This window comes from Pseudomonas sp. WS 5079 (assembly GCF_012985465.1).
In the GTDB taxonomy this organism is placed as follows: domain Bacteria; phylum Pseudomonadota; class Gammaproteobacteria; order Pseudomonadales; family Pseudomonadaceae; genus Aquipseudomonas.
In genome coordinates, this window is sequence record NZ_JAAQWN010000001.1 from 173,246 (window position 1) to 194,968 (window position 21,723).

Sequence of the window (21,723 nt, forward strand, 5' to 3'; positions counted from 1 at the left end):
CTTCCAGTCGGGCTATGAGTCAACGACACAACCACACGCCCGACTTTAGGCATGGATGTGTCGCTGGTCTCACCAACCAAAAGGTGTTCGTACCACGGCAGGTTGCCGAGAATGTTGATACGAACGCTTGCGAAAGACTCGCAAGCAGGCTACTCCCCAACGAGGTGCGGGATCTTATGCGGGCAAACATGAAAAAAACGTCAAAACCGCCCCGCGGGCTGCTCAACCTTTAGGAAGCGGCGCGCCCTCGTTGATCCGCAGTTCAGCGCACAGCCCGCCCTGGGGCAGGTTGTACAGCTGCAAGGTGCTGCCGATCTTGCTGACGATCATCTGCACAATCGCCAGGCCCAGCCCGGCGCCATTGGCATGCCCCTGGCTGTAGAACCGCTCGAACAGGCGCGCATATTGACCTTCGTCGATACCCGGGCCGGCGTCCTCGACACTGATGTACACCGCCCCCGACGCCTGCGGTTGCACCTGCACGCGAACCTCGCTGCCGGGTGGGGCGAAGTTCAGCGCATTGGTCACCAGATTCTGCAGGGCGATCGCCAGGGCGACGGGGTCGGTCTTGACCAGGCAGTGGTGGTCGCTGTCGAGGATCAACTCGATACCCTTTGCCAGCGCCAGGGGCGTCGGTTCGGCCAGTTCCTCACGCACCAGCGCGGTCAGTTCCACATCGCATCGATCGGGGTTGGCCAGGCGCGGCTCGATACGCGCCATGGTCAGCAACTGGCTGGCAATGCGTGTGGCGCGGTCGACGGCGCTGACCAGGAACTCGAGAGCTTCCTCCCGTTGTTGTGGGGTGCTGGCCAACTGGGCGTTCTGCGCATGGATCCGCAGGATCGCCAGGGGCGTGCGCAATTCGTGGGCCGCATCGGCGATAAAACGGCGCTCCCGCGCCAGCAGGTTGTCGATCTGTTGCAACAGGCGATTGAGCGCGGTCTGCATGGGCTCCAGGTCGTGGGGCAGGGGGCGCAGGTTGAGCGGCTTGAGGGTTTCGGTATTGCGGCCACGGATGGTGTGGGCCATTGCGCGTAACGGCTGCAACCCCCAACCGATGGTCAGCCAGATCAAGGCGGCCAACAGCGGCACGCCAATCACACTGGGCCACAGCGTATGGCCGACGATGCGCTGGATCAGGTCCTGGCGGATGTCATCCCGCTCGCCCACCCAGATCTGTTTTTCTACGACACGCTCAAGGCCGGGCAGGCGCAGTTCGATGAGCAGCAGGTGCGCGAGCATTATCCGGTGGTTGCCCATTACCTGGGCGTGGACCGCCCAGACCCGCAAAGCCTGACGTTCGCGCGTGAGCAAAAGGCGCAGCCGTACCGGCTTGGCACCACGCCGAACGTGATGTTTGTGATGCTTGAATCCCTTGGCACCAGTGCGGTCGGCGTCTATGGCAACCCCCTGGACCCGACGCCAAACCTTGACCGGCTGGCGAGCCAGAGCTGGTTCTTCAAGCATTTCTATGTGCCGGTCACCGGCACCGCAAAGACTGTGTGGGCGAGCATCACGGGCGTACCGGATGTCACGCGTCAGGAGACGGCGACCCGCCACCCTCTGATCACTCGCCAGCACACGCTGATCAACGCTTTCACCGATTACCAGAAGCTGTACATGATTGGCGGTAACGCCGGGTGGGCCAATATCAATGCGTTGATCCAGCAAAGTATCGATGGCGTGCGCTTGTATGAAGAACGCGACTGGCAGTCGCCGCGAGTGGATGTGTGGGGCATCTCCGATCTGGACCTGTTCAAGGAAAGCGACCGGATCCTGCGCGATCTGCCCCAGGGAATGTAGCGGCGCAAAACCCCGAGCAATTCCAACGCCTGGTCGACCTGACCCGGGGCCTGCATGAAAGCGCGCGGTTGATGCTGTACCGTAATGTGCGCTGATGGTGGCTGGCAGACCGCAAATCGCCGGCAAGCCAGCTCCTACATTTGATTGGTGATGTGGCGCAGATTCTCAGCCCTGCCGCGCCCCCTGTAGGAGCGGGCTTGCCCGCGATGGCGGTGGTTTAGCCGCTGCATCTGGTGGCTGGTAGACCGCTATCGCCGGCAAGCCAGCTCCTACATTTGATTGGTGATGTGGCGCAGATTCTCAACCCTGCCGCACCCTCTGTAGGAGCGGGCTTGCCCGCGATGGCGGTGGTTCAGCCGCAGCATGCGGTGGCTGGTAGACCGCTATCGCCGGCAAGCCGGCTCCTACATTTGATTGGTGATGTGGCGTAGATTCTCAGCCCTGCCGCGCCCCCTTTAGGAGCGGGCTTGCCCGCGATGGCGGTGGTTCGTGGTAGACCGCCATTGCAGGCAATCCAGCTTGGGGTCTGTGCGAATTCTCCTGCTGGTGCTTAGAAGGAGTATTTGGCCGTTACCGTGAAGTTACGCGGGTCACCAAACACGTCGTACGGGCTCCAGGTCGAGTTGCTGGCGATACCCTGGTAGTATTTTTTGTCGAAGACGTTATTGATGTTCAGTTGGGTATCCAGATGTTTATTCACCTGGTAACCCGCCATCAGTCCGACCAAGGCGTAGGCATCCTGTTCGATATGGAACTTGCCAAACACGTTGCTGCCTTTGTTGAACGTTGCGCTCTGGCTATAAAGGTTGGCGCCGATGCGCCACTGGCTCATGTCGCCTTGCAGATGGTAGGTGGTATTGGCCTTGAACATATGGCGCGGGACGTCGGTGTCGAACAGGCTGCCTTCCTTGCTCTTGTCCGCATCTTTTTCGTACTTGGCCTGGGCGAAGGTGTAGCCGGCAGCCACTTGCCAGTTGGGCGTCAGGGCACCGTTGATTTCCAGCTCCAGGCCCTGGCTGCGCACCTTGCCGGCGGCTTCATAGCAGCCGTAGCTGCCGGCGGGGATCACTCGGCAGACACTGGCGTCGGCCACTTCCGCTGCACGGTTGAGCTGGTCGATCTGGAACAGCGAAGCGCTGGCGTTCAGCGCGCCGCCGAAGTACTCGCCCTTGATGCCCACTTCGTAGTTTTCGCCGGTGATCGGCTTGATTCCGGCACCTTCACCGTTCTTCTCGGTCTGGGGCTGGAAGATGTCGGTGTAGCTGGCATACACCGAGTGGTTGTCGTCCAGGTCATAGATAACCCCGGCATAGCGGGTGACGTGGCGCACTTCCCGGGTTTTGCCCGAGGTGTAGTACTGGTCGTTGGTCTGGTCATAGATCGAGGTGGCGTCGTACCAGTCCAGGCGCGCGCCGAGAATGACTTTCAGCGGGTCGGCCAGGTTCCAGCGGGTGGTCAGGTAGAGACCTTCCTGATCCACTTTGTCATTGAGGGAGTAAACGTCCGGAACGGTCGGTCTAGCCAGGCCCTTGGGGCTGAAGCCGTTGATGTCCGGCACGCTGATGAACACGTGGCCGCCGGTGGCCTCGGTCTTGAGCTGGCGCTTGCTGGCGCCCACCACCAATTCATGCTGGCGACCTAGCAGCGAGAAAGGTCCGCTGGCGAAAAAATCATAGGTGGACTGATCAAAATCACGGCCCTGGTTGAAGACGCGCTGGCGGTAGGTGGCGTCGTTGTTGCGTTCGAGGACGGCGCCCATCATCTTGAATTCCGACCAGTTCTTCGAGGCGCCCAGGTGCAGGCGCCAGTCGTTGTCGAAGCGCTGGTCCAGTTCGACGAACACCGTCTTATTGTCGACGTCCTGGTGCGACCAGCTATAGCCGAAGGTCTTGGAGCGCGAGAAGCCCATGTGGCTACCGTCGGTGTTCACCGGCAAGCCGCCCCAGTTGATGTTGTTATTGTCGTTCTGGTCGGACGCCCCCACGGTCAGGGTCGTGCTGTCGCTCAGGTCGAACTCGCTGATGCCGTAGAACACGCCGCGTTCGCGCCCGGCGTAATCCTGATAGCTGTCCTTGTCGTTGTAGGCGCCGACAAAGCGCCCGCGTACCGTGCCGCTGGCATTGACCGGGCCGGAAACATCCAGCTCGCTGCGGTAGTTGTCCCAACTGCCGGCACTGCCACTGATACTGGCCTGGAATTCCTTGGTGGGGCGTTTGCGTACCATGTTGATGGCGGCCGACGGATTGCCGGCGCCCTGCATCATGCCGGTGGCGCCGCGCACCACTTCGACGCGGTCGTAGGGGGCCAGGTCGGCAGTGGCGACCCAGTCGGCGTTGTAAGTGGTGGGCAGGCCGTCAAACATCAGGTTGGTGATGGGGAAACCACGGGCGAAATACTCGCTGTTGGCCGGGCGCGAGGCCGACAAGCGCAGCCCGGGCGTGGCCTGGACCACATCGTCAAGGCTGCGCATGCCCTGGTCGTCCATGCGCTGGCGGGTGATCACCGTCACCGACTGCGGCGTCTCGCGCAGGGACAACGGCAGCTTGGTCGCAGTCTGCATCGCCCCTGTGGTGTAGGAACCGCTGTTTTCAGTGGTCGAGCCCAGGGCCAGGCCGCTGACGGTGGTCGCGCCCAGTTCAACAGCGCCGGTGGCTTGGCTGCGCGGTATCAGCAGGTAGTTGCCGCTGGCATTGCGCGTAACGGCCAGACCACTGTCAACCAGCAGGCGGTCCAGACCCTCATGCACCCCAAAGTCACCCCGCAGCGCCGGCGCGCGCTTGCCCTGCACCAGGGCCGGATCAAAGGGCAGGGTGATCCCGGCTACCTGGGCGAAGCTGTTGAGCGACTCTTCCAGCGCCCCCGCGGCCAGGTCGTAGTGGCGGCTATCGGCCTGTTCGGCCTGCACGGCAAAGCTGGCCAGCACCAGGCTGCTCATGCCACCCAGCAAAATGCTCTGGAGGGTGAGCGCAAGAACGCTGCGTTGCAGGGGCCGGGGGGGATTCAAAGGGTGGGACATGAACGGTAAGCTCCTTTCGAATGACGAGGTTGATGCCGAGCGCGAAAAACTCGCGCTCTAATCTGAGATAAATGGCTTCAGTTTTTTTTGCACCGGTTGCAACAGAATATCAAAACAGACCGGCAGGTTCGGCCTGAATGTCCCAGCTGAAGATCAGCACCTCCTTCGCATCACTCCCTTTGCCACCTCCGACCGTGTACTTGATATCGGTGGACTCCATGTGAAAGCCAGCAAACACCCTGCGAATGTCCGGGTGGTCATTGAGGCTGATGATGGCCTTTCCCTTGATCTCGCCCAGGAGCTTGGCCATGGCCTCATATTGCTCTATCCCAAAGGGAACGCCGTAGCCCTCGGTCTGCCAATACGGTGGATCACAGTAAAACAACGTGTGTTCACGGTCGTACTTCTTCATTACTTCCTGCCAGCCCAGGTGTTCTATATAGGTGCTGCTAAGGCGTAGATGCGCTGCTGACAATGTCTCTTCCAGCCGCAACAGGTTGAGTCCTGGAGGCGTAGTGGTCGCCGTGCCGTAGGTTTGCCCATCAACACGACCACCGAAGGCGGATTGCTGCAGATAATAGAACCTGGCTGCCCGCTGGATATCGGTGAGAGTTTCAGGCCTGGTCATCTGTAACCACTTGAACACCTGACGGCTCGATAAAGCCCACTTGAACTGTCTGACAAACTCCTCAAGGTGGTTCTGCACTACACGGTAGAGGTTGATCAGGTCACCGTTGACATCATTAAGCACCTCAACTTCTGCCGGTACCGGCCGGAGAAAGAATAGTGCTGCGCCTCCCGCGAACGGTTCGACGTAGCAGCTATGCGCGGGAAACAGCGGAAAAATCCTGTCGGCAAGACGGCGTTTGCCACCTATCCAGGGGATGATCGGTTGAGCGTACATGTTGCCTCCTGAAGGCCTTGGGCGCTCGATGGCGATATCAGGAGGCTCTCGGCCTTCAAATGGTTGAGTGTTCGACAACGTGGGCATTTGATCTGTAATTCAATGAATCCACTTACAGCGGCGAGCTTCCGACCACATTGGCCGCAACGTATCTCTTGCATCATCTGCAAACCTTTTGCACTTCTGCTAGGCTTCCCCAGCTCACGTGAGCGGGAGGGCCTTGGCTGGCTTGCAGGCTTTATCTGCCAGTTGGCGGTTGGCCCCAGTGTCTCTAGCACTGGGGTCAATCGCCCTCTTTTGTCGCGTATACAACTTCAAATCGTCAATTTGCTATTTCATGTCCCAACCTGCTGAGTGAGCGCAGCGAGCCAGATCGGTGGGCTCGGGCGGTGCTCATTGGCTGGAAACATTGGCGACTGAGTCCAGTCGCGCAATGCCAGGCGATACGTCTGCAGCTCTCGGTATTGGTCAGCGGTTAAAGTCGTAGCACGCTCCGCTTCTAGTTCATCTCTGTGCCGGACAACCAGCGAGTCGGTCCCGGCTAAAGTGCGGTCGCGCCAAAGGCGCTCACGGCGAATTAACTCTGCATCACTGGGCGGGGGCGGCTCAATTGCTACAGGCAAGCCTTTGGTATTAGCCTGAATGACCTTACCTTCGGATTGAGCAGCCAGCAGGGCCAGGTACTTGGCCTGGGTGACTTCAACCAACTCTGAAACCGGAGGAAAAGAGCATTTAGGGTTTGGCACTTCAATTTGAGGTGCGAGCGCCTGAGAGTCATCAACATCTATCAGCGGGGCTTCTTTATCCTCGCCCGCCTCAGATGGCATCCAGTCTGGATCTGAAATTTGTATCTTTGGGCGTACCCAGTCGGGATCGGGTACAAAAATGGTACGCGGGCCGTGGACCTCATCGGTATAGAACCCGACACTCTTTGCGTGAAAAAAAGCGCTCATCTTAATAACCCTCCGCTTCTACGATCAGTGTCAGCCCGTACTGCGGATTTAACCCCCATTCATCTACGCGCAAATTGCACCCTGTGCGGGTCAGGTCGGCATACGCACATGAGACGGTTGCTGGAGAGCCATTGGTATGGAGAAACGATAGTTTCACTGAATCCGCCTGCCCAGGAAAAGCGACGGGCCAAGTAACAGCACCCGCCCATGCGGTAGATACGTCGCCAATAAAGATAGAGACCCGTTGCCGTAGCAGGCCGGTATCGGCACATTTCCACCAGCCAGGGATACCCTTCTGACAGGTGTTTTTCGGCAGGGTGGTTTGGGTGATGAAGTAAACTGGCTGTTCGTCGACGGCCCTCCTGAAGTACGGAAGGTTGATGTCTCCACCCCATAATCCAGCCACGCTAATCGCATCACGGGTCAACTTCTGATTCAGCCTCACATCCGACTGAGATACGGAGTAGACGTCGTAGATCCCATGCCCAACAGCGGTATTCGGAAGCCAATCCAGATCGGAAAATGCATGCCGATGCACTCGGCGAGCAAGTTGCAAAATATTGCCTGTCGAGGCCTGCATAAAATAAGGAAGGTCCGGGTTATCCGATACCAATCCTGCGTGGCTAATCCAGTCACTGACAATTCGCTGGGCTAAGCGCACATCTGTTTGCCCGATGGTGTAGGTGTTGGACTTGTCTGCTTTCGTATCAGGATTGAAGTTTGACGTCAGCCATAACGCCCCGAGGTCGGTGACATCGACGGCAGCTTTTAGCCCTTCCGCAGCCCAGGAAAGGGTAATTCTATTTTGTGAACCCGATGCAACAAAACCGGCTCTGGTTTCGCTCGCTGTCAATACATCAGTGAGGGCATAGCCGTCTCGTGTTGTGGGCTTTGCAGTCAAGCTTTCAAACGTATGCCCGTGAGAAGACAGCGACAGGTTAATGATGTGTCCCGCAGTGCCATCAGGCTTCATGAACCTGAAGTAAGGCAGACTCGGGTCTCCACTTACTACACCTGCCGCGATAATCGCATCCGCCGCGACTCGCTGATTGAGCAACTTGTCCGTAGTGGAGCTGGTGTACACATCAGTCAGGCCGTAACCGTCGCGGGTTGTAGGCTTTGCAGTCAAGCTTTCAAACGTATGCCCGTGAGAAGACAGTGAAAGGTTAATGATGTGGCCCACAGTGCCGTCAGGCTTCCTAAACAGGAAGTAAGGTAGGTTTGGGTCGCCACTCACCACACCCGCCGAAACAATCGAATCCGCCGCGACTCGCTGATTCAGTAAATTATTTGTCTGCGTAACGGTGTACGCGTCTTTAATACCCGCTGCTGCGAGGGTGTCGGGATTACTCCCGGACACTGCGATACCTTTTACGTTGAACTCGACCTTGGTGTAGGCGCCTGCGGCAATACCACTGTCGGCCAATGTCAGCGTGATTTCGGTGTCTGCACTGCCATCGTATGTGCCGCTCCCGCTGACGGCGCCCTTGAATCGAAGGGTGCGTGCGGTCGCCAGTCGAGCGGCTTTACCGATGGAGGTAGTGCCGTCAATGATCTTGGTGAGCGCTGCTTTCAACCACGCAGTACGGTTTCCGAGCTGCTCGGCCTGTTTGTTTGCGATGCCACCAGGACCGCCAATAACGCGATCAGATGTTTCGATCTGATAAGTACCGTCCGCATAGTCTTCTGTTTCCGGCAAGTTAGACATCAAACACTGCTCCCATGGTTGTACAGCCCGTCATAGCGAGCGGCGCCGTTGTAGCGGATGGCCACGGCTTGGTACTCAAGCGAGGCAAGACGGCGCCCAGCAGGCGCAATTGAGGACAACATGCGGCGGATCAGGTCCGCCTGGTCGTTGGTGATCGGCTCATTGAAAATCACCCTGTAGGCTGCCCAGGCGCGGGCATCGCCATACACATAAAGGCCATTGAACGCGATGCTGCCGTCATAGGTGCGCCCGCCGAGTCCTTCCTGCAGCTCGACCTCACCGAAGCCCAGCAGGCGGATGATTTCTCTAATGGCCCATGGCGTGCCTTTGTACCGATGCAGCTCGACCGCGTTTTTGATCAGGTTTCGACGAGCGTCCTCGGACTCGGCCAGCATCCACACGGCCTCATCGAGGAGACTGAACTGGTCCGCCAGTACGGGAAGCAAGGGGGCTTTCACCAGGTCGACGAGGTAGACCAGCATGGGGTTGAGATCAATGGCCGCGTGGCGCTCATCGAGCAATTTGCACAGCAATGCAAAACGCTCATCACCCGCCAGTGCGGGCGGCAGGGTTAGGTCAACCATCTGCTGTCCCCGCATAAAGAATGTCTATGCCGGTGCAGTCCGCCCAATTATGGCGTTGCAATTCAAGAGGCGCGGCTGGTTGCTCCAGGACTGAGCGGTATACGCCCGCGACCTGAAGCCTGGCGTTGAGCTGTTCCGGCACAATGTCGATGCCAAGTCCGACGCGTAGCTCTTGCGCGTAGGCATCAGCAGCCTTGCGCACTGCCGCCATGACGGGCTCTCTGTCGGCCCAGGGGTACAACGTGATGCGGGATTTGATAGCCCACTCGACCCGCACTGGCATCAACGCTTTGACGGTGTCACACAGCGGGCGCAGCTTTTCCCCGCTCAGACGATTCTCGACCTGCTCCAGGAGATTGGCAGTCGGCATACCCGTTTCAGTCAGCGGGTAGATCCACACCTCGCCGTCTGGCGTGCCGTCATCCGGCCCGCGTACCGCCACCTCGATGATGGATTGGTGGACAGACAGGGCGTGATACCGATAAGCGCCGCGACTACCCGCAGTCGTGTACGCCTCGGGCGCAAGGATGATGCGTTCTATGTATCGCTCGTCCGACTCGTCCTCAAACCCGTCCGCAGGCACCGTGACGTTGCTGACGGAGAGGCCAACGAATGGTGGGCCAACCAAGGTATTGATCTGACCTATAGCCCAGCCATTGCCAATAACGCCCACCGCCTCGCAGAGGGCACGCACCTGAACCGTCATGGTGCCAGCTTTAAGGGTGGCCTCCTGCCGGGTCAAAAATGCCACCGCGCCGTTTTGGGAAGTGACCCGAGTACCAGCCGGAATCAGGCGATCCTGCGGCCCAGGTCCGGTGACCATGAACTCCAGGCCACAAACTGCACCCACCGCCAGCAGACGCGGCGTTCCGACCAGGTCGCCAAGGTAGTCCAGGATCGGGCCGCTACTGAATCGCACCAGGAGCTTTTCGCCAGCGTTCTGGATCGCAGCCTTTATACGAACCTCTGAATAGGCCACCTGGTTAATGAACAAGCGCTCGATCTGCGCCGGAAACAGCGATTTACCGGATTCCTGTTCGTACCGCGCAATCAGCTCGGCCTCGATGGCAGCAGGATCGATCTTGACGAATTCGGGTTTAGGCAGCTCGCGCATACGGCACCTCAGTCAGTTGAGGTACGCCATCTGCGACGCGCCATTGCACCCGCACAGTGACATGCGAGCCGTCGATACTGACTTGCACCTGGACGACTGATACGCGGGTTTCCCAGCGGCGGATGGCATCAACGGCTTCGCGCACCAGGTGCGGCGTGACCCGGTTGATGGGCCAGTCGATGTATAGATGTAGGTTGCTGCCAAACTCGGGCCGATGGGCATCGCTGCCCTTGGGTGTGGTCAGGATGATGCGGATGGCCTGGTCAATGTCGCGCAGGCCCTCGACCACCTCACCGGATGTACCGAGGGCGGGCTGCCAGTGGGCGGCGGTGATGCTGGTATAAGGAGTGGGCGTTGTCATGTGCCCATGATGGATAGGCAGAGTGCTGCTGGCTTTTAATCGAGTTTAAAGAAACTCTGCCGATTCAGAGGCCAGTGCTTTGCCGGATGACGGCGTTATTAATGTTTGTGGTTGGCCGAGTTGCCACCAGCATCCATGATGGTTCCTGCCGCGTCGATGTTGCCGCCCACGTTCAGGTTGCCCAGGACCTTCAAGTTGCCATTTACGGCGACATCCGGGATATCCAGCGTTGCCGAGGGTGCCTTGACCAAGACAGGCTCACCGGACTCAACCGTCAGGTTCCTTGCACACTTGAGAGTGGTAGCCCCCACACAATCCAACACCATCTCACTTTCTTTACGGTCATACGTGATGGAGGTGCCATCGCTGAAGCGCACATAGTCAGTGTCTTCATCCACTACAGGGGGCGGCTCTGCTGTCGAGTAGATCCCGCCCAGGTACACGCCTCCAACACCATCAGCATCGAGCAGCACCGCGACCTGCTCCCCCAGTTCGGGCATTAACGGTCGGCGTTTCGTGCCCTGGGTGTTGCGTTGAGGCACATTGAGCCAATAGCTCTCAACTCCGTCGCGGTCATCCAGCCGTACGCGAATGCGGCAGGTGAGGTAATCCACGGCGCTGACCACGCCATACTCCAATTCAACGCCCATCAGGTGGTCTCTTCATTGTCACGCCACCACTTCATGCTGAATGCCGTAGGTGGACAGCGCTAGGTCGGGTTTGGCGTTGGCCAGGGTTAAGTTGATCGAGGGGCCAGAGACACGGCAGACCTCTTTATCTACGGTGTAACCGCTGCGGGTCACGCGATGGTGTGAGGCCGTGATCAGATAGTTACCACCAAGTTTTCCAGCGGCCACCAGAGTGACGATGTTGCCGCTCACCAGTTCAGGGCGACCAATGCTGGTCCAACTGCCCGTGGTGCGCTCCCGATTGGCCTTGGCAAGTTCGGCCTTGCCTTTGGCCTTGGCTTCCTCCGCCGTGGTACTGCGGCCACGTCGCTTCGTGGTGTCCGCGCTGGTGGTGGCCTGGCTAGAGCTGCTGGGCACAGCAACTGTTTCGTCGTTGACGATCTTGTAGGTGATCAGCCGCTTCTGGACCGGATCTTTGTGTTTCACCTCGACGGCCTTGGGCACCTGGGTGATCTGGTCGCGCAGTCGAACGTTGCCAAGATCCTTGAGCAACAGGCTGGCCACCGGCCTCCCTTTTGCCAGTTCGCTGAGTGCGTGAAAGACCATGCGTCGACCGGTCACCTTAAAGGCATAGTCGTATTCGCCAGCAAGATTGCGCAGAAACGTCAGGTCAGATTCCTGCTGGGTTAAACGGTCGAGCATGATCGGCTCGATGCGGCCTATCAGCTCCAATCCCTGGCGACTGGCAATTTCCTTGGCCACCGCGTCCAGGGTTATGTTCTCGTAGGCTTTGTGTTCGGTGGTGCGCAGAGATGTCTGGATACCGGCGCCAAGGGCGCGAATGCTGATCGTTGAGGGCGGACAGTTCAGCTCCACCTCATCAATTTCAAAACTGCCGACCGCCCGCAGCGGCTTGCCCTCCCAGCCAATAGACAGGGTCAGGGTGTCGCCGTGCCCTGGGTACCAGGCGTCCCGCCACTTGCCCTCGGTGTCTTCTAGCTCGATGTCCAGGCTGTCGGCCTGACCGGTCAAGAAGTCTGAATAGCTCAAAGACAGCAGGTGTTGGCTGATATCGCGGGTGATGTTGCGTTGCTGGTAGGTCAGCACAAACCGGGCTTCAGGTACATGCTCGGGAATCAACGCATCCATGGCGGCAGATCCTCTGTGGTTGTCACCGGCTCCAACATGGGAATGGCCAGCGTCAGTCCTGCAGGCAATGCTGCGGTGATGGGCACATGCGCGTTGGCTTCAACGATCGGTAAATAACGATGAGCATCGCCGTAGTAACGCCAGGCCAACTGGTCCCAGCGCTCTCCCTCGGTTGTCACGTGGGTGATAAACATTAGGCTCTCCGGGTCAGCACTTGTGCTGCCAGCCCTGCCAGGCGAGTACCGGCATTGTTCAGGGTGGTCGCGGCCTGGCTGAGTGAATCGCGCGAACTGGCGAAGCGGTCGACGATGTTGCCCAAATCCACCGGATCAAGACTGGATCGGGAACCCATCACGCTCCCCAACACATCGTCACTCAGGCGTGACAGGTCGGCGCCGTCATCGAGCAAGCCCGCAACAGCTTTGAAACCCTGAAGTGGCGCGATGGCGCGTGAGGTGACGTTCAACAGTTGCGGCACCTGGCCCAGGATCATGGATGGGCTGCCGCTCTTGACCGAGTCGTATGTGTTTTTTGCCGCTCGCAACACGTTGCCAACCGTTTTTGCATGACGGATGGCCATCTGAGTTGGGCTGGCCGGTGCCGTTACCTTGGATATCAGACCAGGTGACCCCATGCCCGCTGCAGGTGTTCCGCTCAGGGCGGGATCGAGCATGCCCGGCCTTAAAACCTTGCGATTAAACACGCCGGTGTACTCTTTCAGGCTGACCTGGACAGTCGCGGCGGCGATCTGACCTACAGCCGTGCCACGGCGCAATGTGTTGCCGATATCGGTGATGACATAGGCGCCCAGGTACTCGCCACTGCCCATGACGAAGGCCAGTGGTTCGCGCTTGCTCTTGGCCTCTCGCAACGCTCGCAGGCGCGCCTCGGGGTCACCCAACATCGGATGCAGGTCCATCGTCAGGTTGCAGGTGTCCAAGCCCTCGCCAATCCACTCCAGCAGCGGTTTGCCCTGGATGCGCGCATGTTCCGCCCAGTCGGCGGTGCTGTTCTGCTCCAGGCCAGTGAGACCACCCGCGACCGTGAATTCGATATCACCCAGGATGGCGAACATCAGGCAATCCCCTCACCAGGTGCGCCGTAGCTACGGCGGCGTTTATCGTGGAAGTAGCGGTCCATCATCTTCACAAAGTCGGGATACCCAGCCTGCAGCCCTTGCGTGACCTGCTCCCGCACATTGGGTCCGCCAGTCACATTGATTTGCGGGGAGTATTGAATAATAGGCGCCGCGCCCGCACCAGGTGCAGCGCCTGGACCACCCCCAAAACCTCCCATCATGCTTGCCCTGGACACATCAGCAGGATTTGGCGCTGCATGGGTGGGTGCAGCCAGGTCAACCTTCGATTGAGCGGCCATCCCCAGCGCCGCCTTGCGCACCAGATCGGATTGGGAGGTGATGCCAATGGCCGCACCCTGGCTAATGTTCGCGCCGTAACCTGCAAACACGCGGCTGGGTGAGTTGATCTTTAGGTCGCCGGTAAACCAACCTTTGATCGAGGTACCAATACCTACAACACTGTCCTTGAGTGATCCGGCCATGTTGGTGATGCCGCTGATCAAACCTGTCACCAGCATCCCGCCGAACTCAGTGAACTTGCTCGGCAGCTCGACCCCGAAGTAACTCATTACCCCGGCAAAGGCACGGTAGAACAGGCCAACAGGTGAAAAGTTGGCTAGCAATGTTGTGACACCCGCCAAGCCGCCGTTGAAGGCTTTCGGGATTTCACTGACTCCTTCCAACAGCCAGCGCAGCGGGGTCAGAATTGCACTGATGGCACCGCCGACCACACGGCCAAACGTCACGCCAGAGCTGGCGACTCCCTCAAGGGCTTCGCCAGACATTTCCACCGGACTGAGCAGTTCGCCGAACCATTGAATAACGGGTTTGAGCAGCGCGCCCAATGCCGACAGTAGCGGCCTTAACGGAGCAAAGGCTGTTAGAAATGCACCGCTAATAGGCGCCAGCCCCTCCGTCAGGCCGTCGAAGAAACCGCCTACCCAGGCCTTTATTGGTTCCCAGTACTTATAAATGAGGAAGCCCGCCGCGACGATGCCCGCGATCCCTGCAATGATCCAACCTATCGGTGTTGCCGCGATGACACCGCCGAGAACGCCGAGAACTCCAGACAATCCAGGTATCGCTGCCGTCAGGCCTGTCACACCGGCAATGAAGGGGGCCAGCCGTGCTGATAGCAGTGCGCTGTTGAACAGAGCGATGCGACCAGAGGCCAACGAAAGCATGGTGCCGAAACCGTTAAGCGCCGTGGCGCCGAGGTTGAGACCATATTTAATGCCAATGATGCCTAGTTTCAGCGCGACAAAACCGGTCAACAGTTTGATCGTACCGATGATCAATCCGGCATTGTTTTCAGCCCATATGGAGAATGACCGCACTACCGGCACTGCAGCCTGAGTCAGTCCAACGAGCGATGGCAGAAGAATACTGCCAACCGTAATACCCAGGTCCGTGAGGCCTATTGTCAACGCCTTTAACTGCTCTTTGGCGCTGCCCATTCGCATGGCCCAGTCGGTATCGCCCCCACCTTTATCTGCGGCACCTTTACTACCTTGTTGAATACTGGTGTTTTCATTCTGGTTGACTAACGCCGGGCGTACGTACCCCAGAACTTGCTGATCCGCAAACAGCGCTCCGAGCTTGTAAGCCTCGTCCAGGCGGGCCAGCGCCATATCTCGTTCTTGCTTATCCTTAATGTCCAGCGCCTTTCGATACCCTGCGGCTGCTGCAGGGGCCTCAGTGCCTAAATGGGCAGTGATTATTCGAATCATCCCGTCTGCTGGGGAAAGGCCTTCACTGACCATATTTTTCATTGCGGATTGAAGGTCAATGCCTGATTTTGCAAATGCAGCAATTGTTTCAGGAGCAGTTAGTTTGTTCAGAAAGTTCTGGAAGTTGTTAGCAGCCTCGTCGTTGCTGCCAGCCCCCTTACGAGCTATTTGTAGCGATGCACCTATTTCCGCAACAGCACGCTCACCAGTAATACCTAATGCGGCGAACTGCGGAGCAAGTTTTGGAAGCCATTTTGCCATATCGGCAAGTTCGAACTGACCACTTTTGCCTGCATATGACAGCATGTTCATGGAGCGTTCGAACCCAGCCGAGGTAATGCCGAGACTATCGTTGAGCGCGAGCGCTACGGCACCCAAATCATTCATGCTTGCGCGTGTCGCGGTAGCGAATTTAGCCAATATGGGCGAGTAAGCCTCCAGCTCTTTTACCTCCGAAATGTTGCCAGCAATCAGCACTCCAATACCGTTTGCCAGCTCAGTTTGGGTCTGATTCCACCTCAGTGACGATTCGCGCAAAACATCACTGAGGCCTTTTTCTTGGGCGTCATTGAATCCACCCGTGATGGCGGTATCGCGTACCTGGTCCTTGAACTCGATGGCGATCTTCGTCGCCTGGGCAATGGGAGCACCAACAACTGCAGCCGTCCCAATCGTCTCCATGGCCTCACTGCGAAGCTCAGAGCGCTCGTTTTTTAAGGTTTCACCCCGAGCAATGCTGGTGTTGAGGTTCTCTTGCTTTGACTTGAGCTGATCGATGGCGCGCCCGACCTGGTCATACTGGCGGCGCAGCCGTTCTACCCCGGTACCGCCGCGTGCGATGGACGCGGACAACTCACTGCCAATCAGTTTTTGCTTGGCGGTCAGGCCATCTGTAGCGCGCCCCAGTTGGCCTACCGTCGACTTGGCCGAACTGAATGCAGCACTCAAACTGCCTGATACGGCGGCGCCGATTCTTAAACCGACCAGCACTTCATTTGCCATGGCGCGCTCTGTTTTTTTCGACTGATTAAAGGTGTGCCGCCCGAAGATCCAGGAGGTACAAAAGGGGCTGGCAGTTGCGGTACTAGTTGAAGAAGATCACCGGTTCATCCGCTCAATCGCCTCGTTACGGCGGGCAATCTCCTGGCGGCATACATCGGCCCAAAACCAGTACCGCTCCATGTCGAGCGCCTCGATCTCAGATGGTTGCATCCGAAGGACCATGAGGAGCGCTTCGTCCCAGGAATCCATCAGGCTCTTTTTCAGCCACTCCGTCCCGAAAGACATCGGCAGGGGGGGCTGGAGCGGCGGTGCCAATATTGGCAATGATTTTGGCCAAGACGTCAGCGAGGTTTTTACCGTTCATCATCGCGTTCATTAAGTCGGTGACCGACTTGGCATCGGCAATGTCGAACTCGCCCAAATCCTCCAGGGTAATGCCCAGCATCTTGGCCGCGAGCATGTCTTCTTGAAGGTTTTGATCATTCGTGCCGCTTTGTGCGGCGCTAACATCTTTGCGCTTGAGGCGATTGATTGGCAACGAGCTGATCAGCACGCCAGCGGCGGAGGTGAAAGGGAATTTGAGGGGCAAGCTAAGTACTTCGGCCACGGTCATTACTCCAGGTTGATTGATTGCTCTAAAAGAGCCCTGAGTGTCGCGCCTGGCCGGGGTGTTGGCTTTTAATCGAGTTTAAAGAAAACCCGACAAGCAGTTTCTCAATTCACAATCGGCTGAGAGATACTTCCCGTATCAAACCGGGGGAGAAAGATATGAAGAGTGAAAACATTGAAAAATTCAACGACATCGTCGGAACGGTGCTTGGACATCTCTACGCACGCTTTCCTGTACCAACCATCATTGACGCAGAACTCATTGGCATAAATACCGCGTGTGAAGTCGTTGAAGGGCCAGGAGGCGTCGGACAGATTGTCGATAGAGATGATGAGGATGAGAGATTTTTTCTCCATACCGTAAGTTGGCTGGTCAGCGCCGGATTCGCTCAAGCCGGGCATCGAACCAGCTCTGCCTTCATTAACGTCGTTTTAACGAGTAAAGGGCTTGAGGTTCTCAAAGCCTATCCATCAAGTTTGACTGCCGGGCCGTCTATCGGGGATCAGCTACTGGGTGCTTCAAAAAGTGGAGCTACGGCATTACTACGATCAACCGTCAATGAAGCTCTGTCTTTGGGATGCAAGTACATCTCTCAAAGTGTTAGCTTTTAGTCCTGCTAAAAGGGAAGCCCCGCACGATGGCGGGGCTTCTGGTTTGCCGTCCTGGCGGCTCCAATCCGTTGGAGCGATTCCTATCAGCCTTATGCCTGGCCGATGTTCTTGCGGTACTTGGACAACTGATCTTCGCCGCCAACCTTGAAGATGTTGGACAGATAGTCCAGCAGAACAATCTCTTCACCGTTGAGCAACTGGCGCACATAAGTGGCTGAGAATGGCGTTTCGAACTTGCTGGGGTCACGTGGCTTGAAGCTGCCCAGGGCGTACTCCTTGAAAGTAACCGTCATGACGGTCACCAGCGGGATCTCGTCGACCAGGCCAGCACTGTTGAACACCTGGACGTTCGAACGACATTGCAACTGTACGCTCTTGAACGGTGCGGCCAGTTTTTTGGCCGCATCGTAGTAGAGGCTGTTCCAAACGATCTTGCCTTCCAGTTTGTCGATACCATCAGGCAGCTCGATCAGGCCGACCAGGCCAAGCCCCTGGTGGTCTGACATCACTGCCTTTATGGTGCCCAGCTCAATCTCTTCGGCCCGGCCAAAATAGCTATTGCCGTCCAGGTAGATCGCCGCGTTGGCGATTCGATGTGCGCTAAAACCGGCCATTTATGCGGCTCCCAGGTTGACCAGGTATTCCCCGGTGATTTCGGTTTCAAAGGTGCCGCGTTCAAATGGCAGAGGCACTGTCAGTTTGTAGTTGAACAGCAAATGCCCCGACTCGACTTGTGTCTGGGGGTTGCGCGTCGGGTCATACCAGCACTCGCCGCCCAGCAAAGCTTCGTCACCAATCAGCTTGCGGAAAAACTGGTTAACGCTTTCGGTGATGCTGGTGATCAACGAGTTGGTGATCGGTTTGTCGACGAACTGCAACGAGCTGTAGCGAATGGATTCGTCGACCACGTCCTTGGTTCGGCGCACGTTTTCGAAGTTGCGCATGTGGGTTACGGTCGGCCAGGCCGCTGTCCGATTGCCCCAGAGACGCAAGCCGGTACCGAACGAATTGAACACGGTGGTGATACCGTTTTCGTTGAGCAGATTCACTTCGCTGTTCGGGTCATCGACCCGCGCCGTCAAGGGTCGCTCCAGGCCGATGACACCCACCAGTTCCTGGTTGGAGCTGGAAGCCCAATACCCGGCATCGTTGTCCATCTTTGCCCGCAAACCGGCTGCCCGGATAGACAGCGGTTGCAGGCGCTCACCGTTGGTACGCGCGTCGTAGACCTTCACGTGTGGGTAGCACAGGCGCACCCGGTCACTGCTGGTATTGAAGTTGATGGAACCCATTGGGCCACGCCCCGCGATCACCTGCTGCACCGTGGTCCCGATGGGCGCATCGATGTAGGTGACGCCTCCCAGTTGGGTCGCCGAGGCGATCAGTTCGACGCTCACTGCGTTCAGGGTGCTAAAGCCTGGCGCAATGAAAATCTTGGGGAAAAAACCAAACAGGTTATAGCTGTCTGGAAAAGCCTTCAGACCGGTGCGTCGACCGGCCTGGGTGACTGTGCCGATGATATCGGCAGCCGTGACCTTGCTCGGATCTGCGTACGTGTAGTCAGCCTTAACTTTGCCTTTGGCCGGAATACCGCCTGAAGCAATACGCGTGACACGGCCTGTCAGCATGTTTACCGAATAGTCTGCGTTTTCAGCAAAGGTGTTGGTGCCGTCCTCAGACTTCAGCACCAAGTGCAGCAATGCGCCATGCTCCAGCTGCAGCAGGTCGTTGTCACCGAACTGGCGGGGCTGGCCAGAGACTTCAGTGCGGTGAACTGCGGGATCAAGCACATTGACCACCAGTACCGTCCCGGCGCCGAAGGCGTGAATGCCCGCAAGCGCTTCGGCAATGCTGAAGCCTGGCAGATCCGGGCCGAACTTTGCGTCGTCCACTTCACTCAACGACAGTGTCAACTCGTTGACCGGACCAATGGGGGCAGTACCGACCAGGGCGATGACCGCCGACTTGACCACACGAATGGCCCGAGGGCCACGCTCGACCTCAGTGGTCTCAATACCATGTAAGAAATTGGCAGTCATGCCGGTGTCTCCTGCTCAAAGTGATTGATGCCCTGCGCGGTGATCCGGCAGCTTTTAGGGTCGCGGTGGACAAGCTCCAGCTCTTCCAGAAACTCAAGAGCAAACGAACACTCTTCAGAGGCATGCCCTAGCGCATAGGTCAAGTCAGGCCAGTATCCGTTCTGCCCGGTCCTGCGTTTCTCATACAGCACGGCGAGAATGGCGCGACGGATGACCCGCTGGCGGGCGATGAACTCGCGGTCAATGGAGGCGCCCATCAGCCTTTACCTCCCTTTTTTCCTTCGGTCGTGGGGGCCACAACAGGTTCCGGCGCGGGCAATTCTACGGGCGCTGTTTCAACTGCGACCTTTTTGGCCGATGGCACCAGGAGCTTCAATTCCAACAGCACCTGGGTGTATTCGTGATCGGCAGGCAGCTCAACCGGTTTGCCAGGCTGCAACTGCACATCGAGCAGCTCACCGTCCACACGCAGCGAGGCGCCACTCTGTGGACCGGTGTAAAGGTATTCGGTCAGTTTCATGGGTATTCCTCGAATTGGGCATCTGCTAACAGCGGGCCGGATTCAGGCCCCATGGTTTGCAATTGGACGGCGCGGGTGGCGATGGTTAAGCCGTATTGCCAAACTCCTTGCACCTGACCAATGAAGAACTCAGCCGTAGGGCGACACGCCATGTCGCAGTGCGGCGGTTTCCAGCCGGTCAGGCACTCACGAATCCGGTCCAGGTAACTGGTGGCACCATCGACGCCGTGTAGCTGACGAAAAATCAGGGTCAACTGAAAGTTCATGTTGCGGGCCTGAAACACTGCGTCAGTGGCCTCCGACGCTCCAAAGGTAGATTTGCCATAAGCCACCAGGATCGCGCCAACGGCATGGTTGAGCCGATAAATCACTGGGTTTTCAGGAAACAACTCGATGGCCAGCTCAAGATCAAACGCCACCTGCAGCCTGCTGATAAAGGCATCGAGCAGCTGCTCGGTTTGCGTTTTCGGTTTGTCCCCGACCATTAGTAGCGCTTCCATTGGTCATCACTGAACTGATGGCGACGAGCGCGAACCCGAATTTCTCCAGGCTCTGGCGCCGCCTCGCCGGTAGACATGCCAAGCGTCACTACGCCATCGCGAATACTCTCCAGGAGCTTGATGGTGTCTTTGCGGCTATCCTTAACCGCATCCGGTACCGTGCCTTCGGGCCTGCGCTGGTACAACCAATATCGCGCCAGGTACATCGCGGCATCCCGCAGAACGGTCGGCACAGGATCGAGTGGTAGGTTGTAACGGCCTCGCAAAAAACCGTCTACCAACTCCTCGGCCTGGCGCACACCGTCCTCGATCACGGCTTCGTTGGGCTGTCTCGCGGCGGGATCGTCGTTGGACAGCTGGATTAGCGTGCGCTCAGGAATGGCACTGCCAATATCCGCACGGGTGCAGTAACGCATGGCTCAACCTATCTTCAGTTCGACCAGGGCCTCAGGGAACAAGCACATGGCCAACGGATTACCCTGGACTTCCAGATCCCAGCCCTTACCCAGCTTGCGCTCCTCGGCCTTGCTGTAGAACGGCTGACCCAGGGTGTTGACGGTCTCGTTGTAGTTGGCCGGGGCGTTGAACATGCGGAACACGCCCTTGGCGACAGGGAACACTTGGGCAATGTCCAGAGGAATAAAGCGTTGACCGCTGACGGTCACATCGTATTCGATGAATTCGATACCGCCGAATGTGAAACCCGAACGCACATCACCACCGAGACGATCCTGAGCTTCTTGGTAGTTGGCAAAGGCCGCCTTAACTTTTTCGTGCTCAACGAAAGCGTCAAGCCAACCCGGCCCGCACAGACTGCGAAAGCCTGCAACCATCACACCGCCGAGTTTGGACTCGGAATAGCGTTTGGCGTCCAGGCAAGCCTTGCGCACATTGGTGTCTTTGCTACCCAGGGCGACGTTGATTTTTTTCTGTGTCACCTCGAACTCTTTATAGAGGTCGGTGATGACGGTGCCGTCAGAGTCGAGCAGCTTGCCGCGTAGTGCGCCCACACGCTGGAACTCGCGAGTGGCTTCAACGCTATTTTTCAGCTCTTGAAGGCTGTCGTTGATCACGGTGACAACCGGTGTTGCCGCATCTTCTTGACCAAAGGCTGCAATACCCTGGAGCTGATTTGGCAGAAGAGGTCGACTGACCGGTAGGTGCAAGGTTTCGAAGGTTTTGCGCTTGCGCTTGCTTCCCTTGATCGGTGCTGGGTCATCATTGCGTGAAGTGTTGGGTACTAGGACCAGTCGGCCCTCGCGCTCATCTATCACGACGCTGGTACTGGTGACGCCTTTTTCATCGAACAGTCCCATGGCGCCGACCTTGCCTGGTATGGCAGGGAGTTTGTTGACGGCTGCCGTCAGGTTGGCAATGCTGAACATGTCTGGCAAATTCATGGAGTACTCCTA

22 protein-coding genes, 2 pseudogenes and 1 riboswitch are annotated in these 21,723 nt (G+C 57.9%); of the genes and pseudogenes, 2 read left to right on the plus strand and 22 right to left on the minus strand.

Going from position 1 to position 21,723, the window contains the following annotated elements:
- Nucleotides 1-170, minus strand: a riboswitch (yybP-ykoY riboswitch).
- A gap of 52 nt (nucleotides 171-222) precedes the next feature.
- Nucleotides 223-1,176: pseudogene (locus HBO05_RS00795) on the minus strand (ATP-binding protein); the annotation flags it as partial.
- Here HBO05_RS00795 and HBO05_RS00800 point away from each other — a divergent pair.
- Nucleotides 1,168-1,841, plus strand: a pseudogene (locus HBO05_RS00800) (sulfatase-like hydrolase/transferase); the annotation flags it as partial. The pseudogenes HBO05_RS00795 and HBO05_RS00800 overlap by 9 nt on opposite strands.
- 512 nt (nucleotides 1,842-2,353) lie before the next feature.
- Here the strand turns inward: HBO05_RS00800 and HBO05_RS00805 are convergent.
- From HBO05_RS00805 to HBO05_RS00870, 14 genes are all read right to left on the minus strand, one after another.
- The gene (locus HBO05_RS00805; RefSeq protein WP_172311203.1) at nucleotides 2,354-4,819 is read right to left on the minus strand and encodes a TonB-dependent siderophore receptor; all 2,466 of its coding nucleotides are present in this window, start codon (nucleotides 4,817-4,819) and stop codon (nucleotides 2,354-2,356) included.
- A 109-nt stretch (nucleotides 4,820-4,928) separates the two neighbouring features.
- Nucleotides 4,929-5,723 (minus strand): DNA adenine methylase, encoded by a 795-nt coding sequence (locus HBO05_RS00810; protein WP_172311205.1) that lies wholly within the window; start codon nucleotides 5,721-5,723, stop codon nucleotides 4,929-4,931.
- A complete protein-coding gene (locus tag HBO05_RS00815; RefSeq protein ID WP_172311211.1) occupies nucleotides 5,693-5,887 on the minus strand; it encodes a Com family DNA-binding transcriptional regulator in 195 nt (64 codons plus the stop codon). Before HBO05_RS00815 ends, HBO05_RS00810 begins: the two co-directional genes overlap by 31 nt.
- A 171-nt stretch (nucleotides 5,888-6,058) precedes the next feature.
- A complete protein-coding gene (locus tag HBO05_RS00820; RefSeq protein ID WP_262381357.1) occupies nucleotides 6,059-6,676 on the minus strand; it encodes a phage tail assembly chaperone in 618 nt (205 codons plus the stop codon).
- A 1-nt stretch (nucleotide 6,677) separates the two neighbouring features.
- Nucleotides 6,678-8,384: a hypothetical protein gene (locus tag HBO05_RS00825; RefSeq protein ID WP_172311213.1), complete on the minus strand. Its 1,707-nt coding sequence runs from the start codon at nucleotides 8,382-8,384 to the stop codon at nucleotides 6,678-6,680.
- Nucleotides 8,384-8,968, minus strand: a complete 585-nt coding sequence (locus HBO05_RS00830; RefSeq protein WP_172311215.1) for a phage tail protein — start codon at nucleotides 8,966-8,968, stop codon at nucleotides 8,384-8,386. The genes HBO05_RS00825 and HBO05_RS00830 overlap by 1 nt, the downstream gene beginning before the upstream one ends.
- On the minus strand, nucleotides 8,961-10,082 hold the full coding sequence (locus HBO05_RS00835; RefSeq protein ID WP_172311217.1) for a baseplate J/gp47 family protein: 1,122 nt from the start codon (nucleotides 10,080-10,082) through the stop codon (nucleotides 8,961-8,963). The genes HBO05_RS00830 and HBO05_RS00835 overlap by 8 nt, the downstream gene beginning before the upstream one ends.
- A complete protein-coding gene (locus HBO05_RS00840; protein WP_172311219.1) occupies nucleotides 10,066-10,443 on the minus strand; it encodes a GPW/gp25 family protein in 378 nt (125 codons plus the stop codon). Before HBO05_RS00840 ends, HBO05_RS00835 begins: the two co-directional genes overlap by 17 nt.
- 98 nt (nucleotides 10,444-10,541) lie before the next feature.
- On the minus strand, nucleotides 10,542-11,093 hold the full coding sequence (locus tag HBO05_RS00845; RefSeq protein ID WP_172311221.1) for a phage baseplate assembly protein V: 552 nt from the start codon (nucleotides 11,091-11,093) through the stop codon (nucleotides 10,542-10,544).
- Nucleotides 11,094-11,111: 18 nt separating this feature from the next.
- Nucleotides 11,112-12,221 (minus strand): contractile injection system protein, VgrG/Pvc8 family, encoded by a 1,110-nt coding sequence (locus HBO05_RS00850; RefSeq protein WP_172311223.1) that lies wholly within the window; start codon nucleotides 12,219-12,221, stop codon nucleotides 11,112-11,114.
- Nucleotides 12,209-12,415, minus strand: coding sequence for a tail protein X (locus tag HBO05_RS00855; RefSeq protein ID WP_172311225.1), 207 nt, complete (start codon nucleotides 12,413-12,415; stop codon nucleotides 12,209-12,211). Before HBO05_RS00855 ends, HBO05_RS00850 begins: the two co-directional genes overlap by 13 nt.
- Nucleotides 12,415-13,296, minus strand: coding sequence for a phage tail protein (locus HBO05_RS00860; RefSeq protein ID WP_172311227.1), 882 nt, complete (start codon nucleotides 13,294-13,296; stop codon nucleotides 12,415-12,417). Before HBO05_RS00860 ends, HBO05_RS00855 begins: the two co-directional genes overlap by 1 nt.
- Nucleotides 13,296-16,031, minus strand: a complete 2,736-nt coding sequence (locus tag HBO05_RS00865) for a phage tail tape measure protein (RefSeq protein WP_172311229.1) — start codon at nucleotides 16,029-16,031, stop codon at nucleotides 13,296-13,298. Before HBO05_RS00865 ends, HBO05_RS00860 begins: the two co-directional genes overlap by 1 nt.
- Nucleotides 16,032-16,227: 196 nt before the next feature.
- Nucleotides 16,228-16,638 carry a phage tail assembly protein gene (locus tag HBO05_RS00870; protein WP_172311231.1) on the minus strand — a complete coding sequence of 137 codons (411 nt, stop codon included), beginning with the start codon at nucleotides 16,636-16,638 and terminating at the stop codon, nucleotides 16,228-16,230.
- A gap of 161 nt (nucleotides 16,639-16,799) precedes the next feature.
- Here HBO05_RS00870 and HBO05_RS00875 point away from each other — a divergent pair, with 161 nt between their 5' ends.
- A complete protein-coding gene (locus HBO05_RS00875; RefSeq protein ID WP_172311233.1) occupies nucleotides 16,800-17,252 on the plus strand; it encodes a hypothetical protein in 453 nt (150 codons plus the stop codon).
- Between the two features lie 89 nt (nucleotides 17,253-17,341).
- On the opposite strand, the gene HBO05_RS00880 is transcribed toward HBO05_RS00875, so the two are convergent.
- From HBO05_RS00880 to HBO05_RS00910, 7 genes are read right to left on the minus strand one after another with little or no spacing between them, the layout of a single operon-like run.
- On the minus strand, nucleotides 17,342-17,866 hold the full coding sequence (locus tag HBO05_RS00880) for a phage major tail tube protein (protein WP_172311235.1): 525 nt from the start codon (nucleotides 17,864-17,866) through the stop codon (nucleotides 17,342-17,344).
- The gene (locus HBO05_RS00885) at nucleotides 17,867-19,291 is read right to left on the minus strand and encodes a phage tail sheath subtilisin-like domain-containing protein (RefSeq protein ID WP_172311237.1); all 1,425 of its coding nucleotides are present in this window, start codon (nucleotides 19,289-19,291) and stop codon (nucleotides 17,867-17,869) included.
- Nucleotides 19,288-19,548, minus strand: coding sequence for a hypothetical protein (locus HBO05_RS00890; protein WP_172311239.1), 261 nt, complete (start codon nucleotides 19,546-19,548; stop codon nucleotides 19,288-19,290). The genes HBO05_RS00885 and HBO05_RS00890 overlap by 4 nt, the downstream gene beginning before the upstream one ends.
- Nucleotides 19,548-19,811 carry a hypothetical protein gene (locus HBO05_RS00895; protein WP_172311099.1) on the minus strand — a complete coding sequence of 88 codons (264 nt, stop codon included), beginning with the start codon at nucleotides 19,809-19,811 and terminating at the stop codon, nucleotides 19,548-19,550. Before HBO05_RS00895 ends, HBO05_RS00890 begins: the two co-directional genes overlap by 1 nt.
- Entirely contained in the window at nucleotides 19,808-20,311 is a 504-nt protein-coding gene (locus HBO05_RS00900; protein ID WP_262381358.1) for a Gp37 family protein, read from the minus strand. The genes HBO05_RS00895 and HBO05_RS00900 overlap by 4 nt, the downstream gene beginning before the upstream one ends.
- Nucleotides 20,296-20,727 carry a DUF1320 domain-containing protein gene (locus HBO05_RS00905; RefSeq protein WP_172311241.1) on the minus strand — a complete coding sequence of 144 codons (432 nt, stop codon included), beginning with the start codon at nucleotides 20,725-20,727 and terminating at the stop codon, nucleotides 20,296-20,298. The genes HBO05_RS00900 and HBO05_RS00905 overlap by 16 nt, the downstream gene beginning before the upstream one ends.
- Before the next feature lie 3 nt (nucleotides 20,728-20,730).
- On the minus strand, nucleotides 20,731-21,711 hold the full coding sequence (locus HBO05_RS00910) for a major capsid protein (RefSeq protein WP_172311243.1): 981 nt from the start codon (nucleotides 21,709-21,711) through the stop codon (nucleotides 20,731-20,733).
- Nucleotides 21,712-21,723: the final 12 nt, after the last annotated feature.

Coding starts and splice junctions, on each gene's coding strand:
- HBO05_RS00820 (WP_262381357.1), bottom strand. CDS start 6,676: ATGAGCGCTTTTTTTCACGCAAAGAGTGTCGGGTTCTATACCGATGAG.
- HBO05_RS00835 (WP_172311217.1), bottom strand. CDS start 10,082: ATGCGCGAGCTGCCTAAACCCGAATTCGTCAAGATCGATCCTGCTGCC.
- HBO05_RS00910 (WP_172311243.1), bottom strand. CDS start 21,711: ATGAATTTGCCAGACATGTTCAGCATTGCCAACCTGACGGCAGCCGTC.
- HBO05_RS00805 (WP_172311203.1), bottom strand. CDS start 4,819: ATGTCCCACCCTTTGAATCCCCCCCGGCCCCTGCAACGCAGCGTTCTT.
- HBO05_RS00825 (WP_172311213.1), bottom strand. CDS start 8,384: ATGTCTAACTTGCCGGAAACAGAAGACTATGCGGACGGTACTTATCAG.
- HBO05_RS00845 (WP_172311221.1), bottom strand. CDS start 11,093: ATGGGCGTTGAATTGGAGTATGGCGTGGTCAGCGCCGTGGATTACCTC.
- HBO05_RS00895 (WP_172311099.1), bottom strand. CDS start 19,811: ATGAAACTGACCGAATACCTTTACACCGGTCCACAGAGTGGCGCCTCG.
- HBO05_RS00850 (WP_172311223.1), bottom strand. CDS start 12,221: ATGGATGCGTTGATTCCCGAGCATGTACCTGAAGCCCGGTTTGTGCTG.
- HBO05_RS00875 (WP_172311233.1), top strand. CDS start 16,800: ATGAAGAGTGAAAACATTGAAAAATTCAACGACATCGTCGGAACGGTG.
- HBO05_RS00830 (WP_172311215.1), bottom strand. CDS start 8,968: ATGGTTGACCTAACCCTGCCGCCCGCACTGGCGGGTGATGAGCGTTTT.
- HBO05_RS00855 (WP_172311225.1), bottom strand. CDS start 12,415: ATGTTTATCACCCACGTGACAACCGAGGGAGAGCGCTGGGACCAGTTG.
- HBO05_RS00815 (WP_172311211.1), bottom strand. CDS start 5,887: ATGATGCAAGAGATACGTTGCGGCCAATGTGGTCGGAAGCTCGCCGCT.
- HBO05_RS00880 (WP_172311235.1), bottom strand. CDS start 17,866: ATGGCCGGTTTTAGCGCACATCGAATCGCCAACGCGGCGATCTACCTG.
- HBO05_RS00865 (WP_172311229.1), bottom strand. CDS start 16,031: ATGGCAAATGAAGTGCTGGTCGGTTTAAGAATCGGCGCCGCCGTATCA.
- HBO05_RS00905 (WP_172311241.1), bottom strand. CDS start 20,727: ATGCGTTACTGCACCCGTGCGGATATTGGCAGTGCCATTCCTGAGCGC.
- HBO05_RS00860 (WP_172311227.1), bottom strand. CDS start 13,296: ATGTTCGCCATCCTGGGTGATATCGAATTCACGGTCGCGGGTGGTCTC.
- HBO05_RS00900 (WP_262381358.1), bottom strand. CDS start 20,311: ATGGAAGCGCTACTAATGGTCGGGGACAAACCGAAAACGCAAACCGAG.
- HBO05_RS00890 (WP_172311239.1), bottom strand. CDS start 19,548: ATGGGCGCCTCCATTGACCGCGAGTTCATCGCCCGCCAGCGGGTCATC.
- HBO05_RS00840 (WP_172311219.1), bottom strand. CDS start 10,443: ATGACAACGCCCACTCCTTATACCAGCATCACCGCCGCCCACTGGCAG.
- HBO05_RS00810 (WP_172311205.1), bottom strand. CDS start 5,723: ATGTACGCTCAACCGATCATCCCCTGGATAGGTGGCAAACGCCGTCTT.
- HBO05_RS00885 (WP_172311237.1), bottom strand. CDS start 19,291: ATGACTGCCAATTTCTTACATGGTATTGAGACCACTGAGGTCGAGCGT.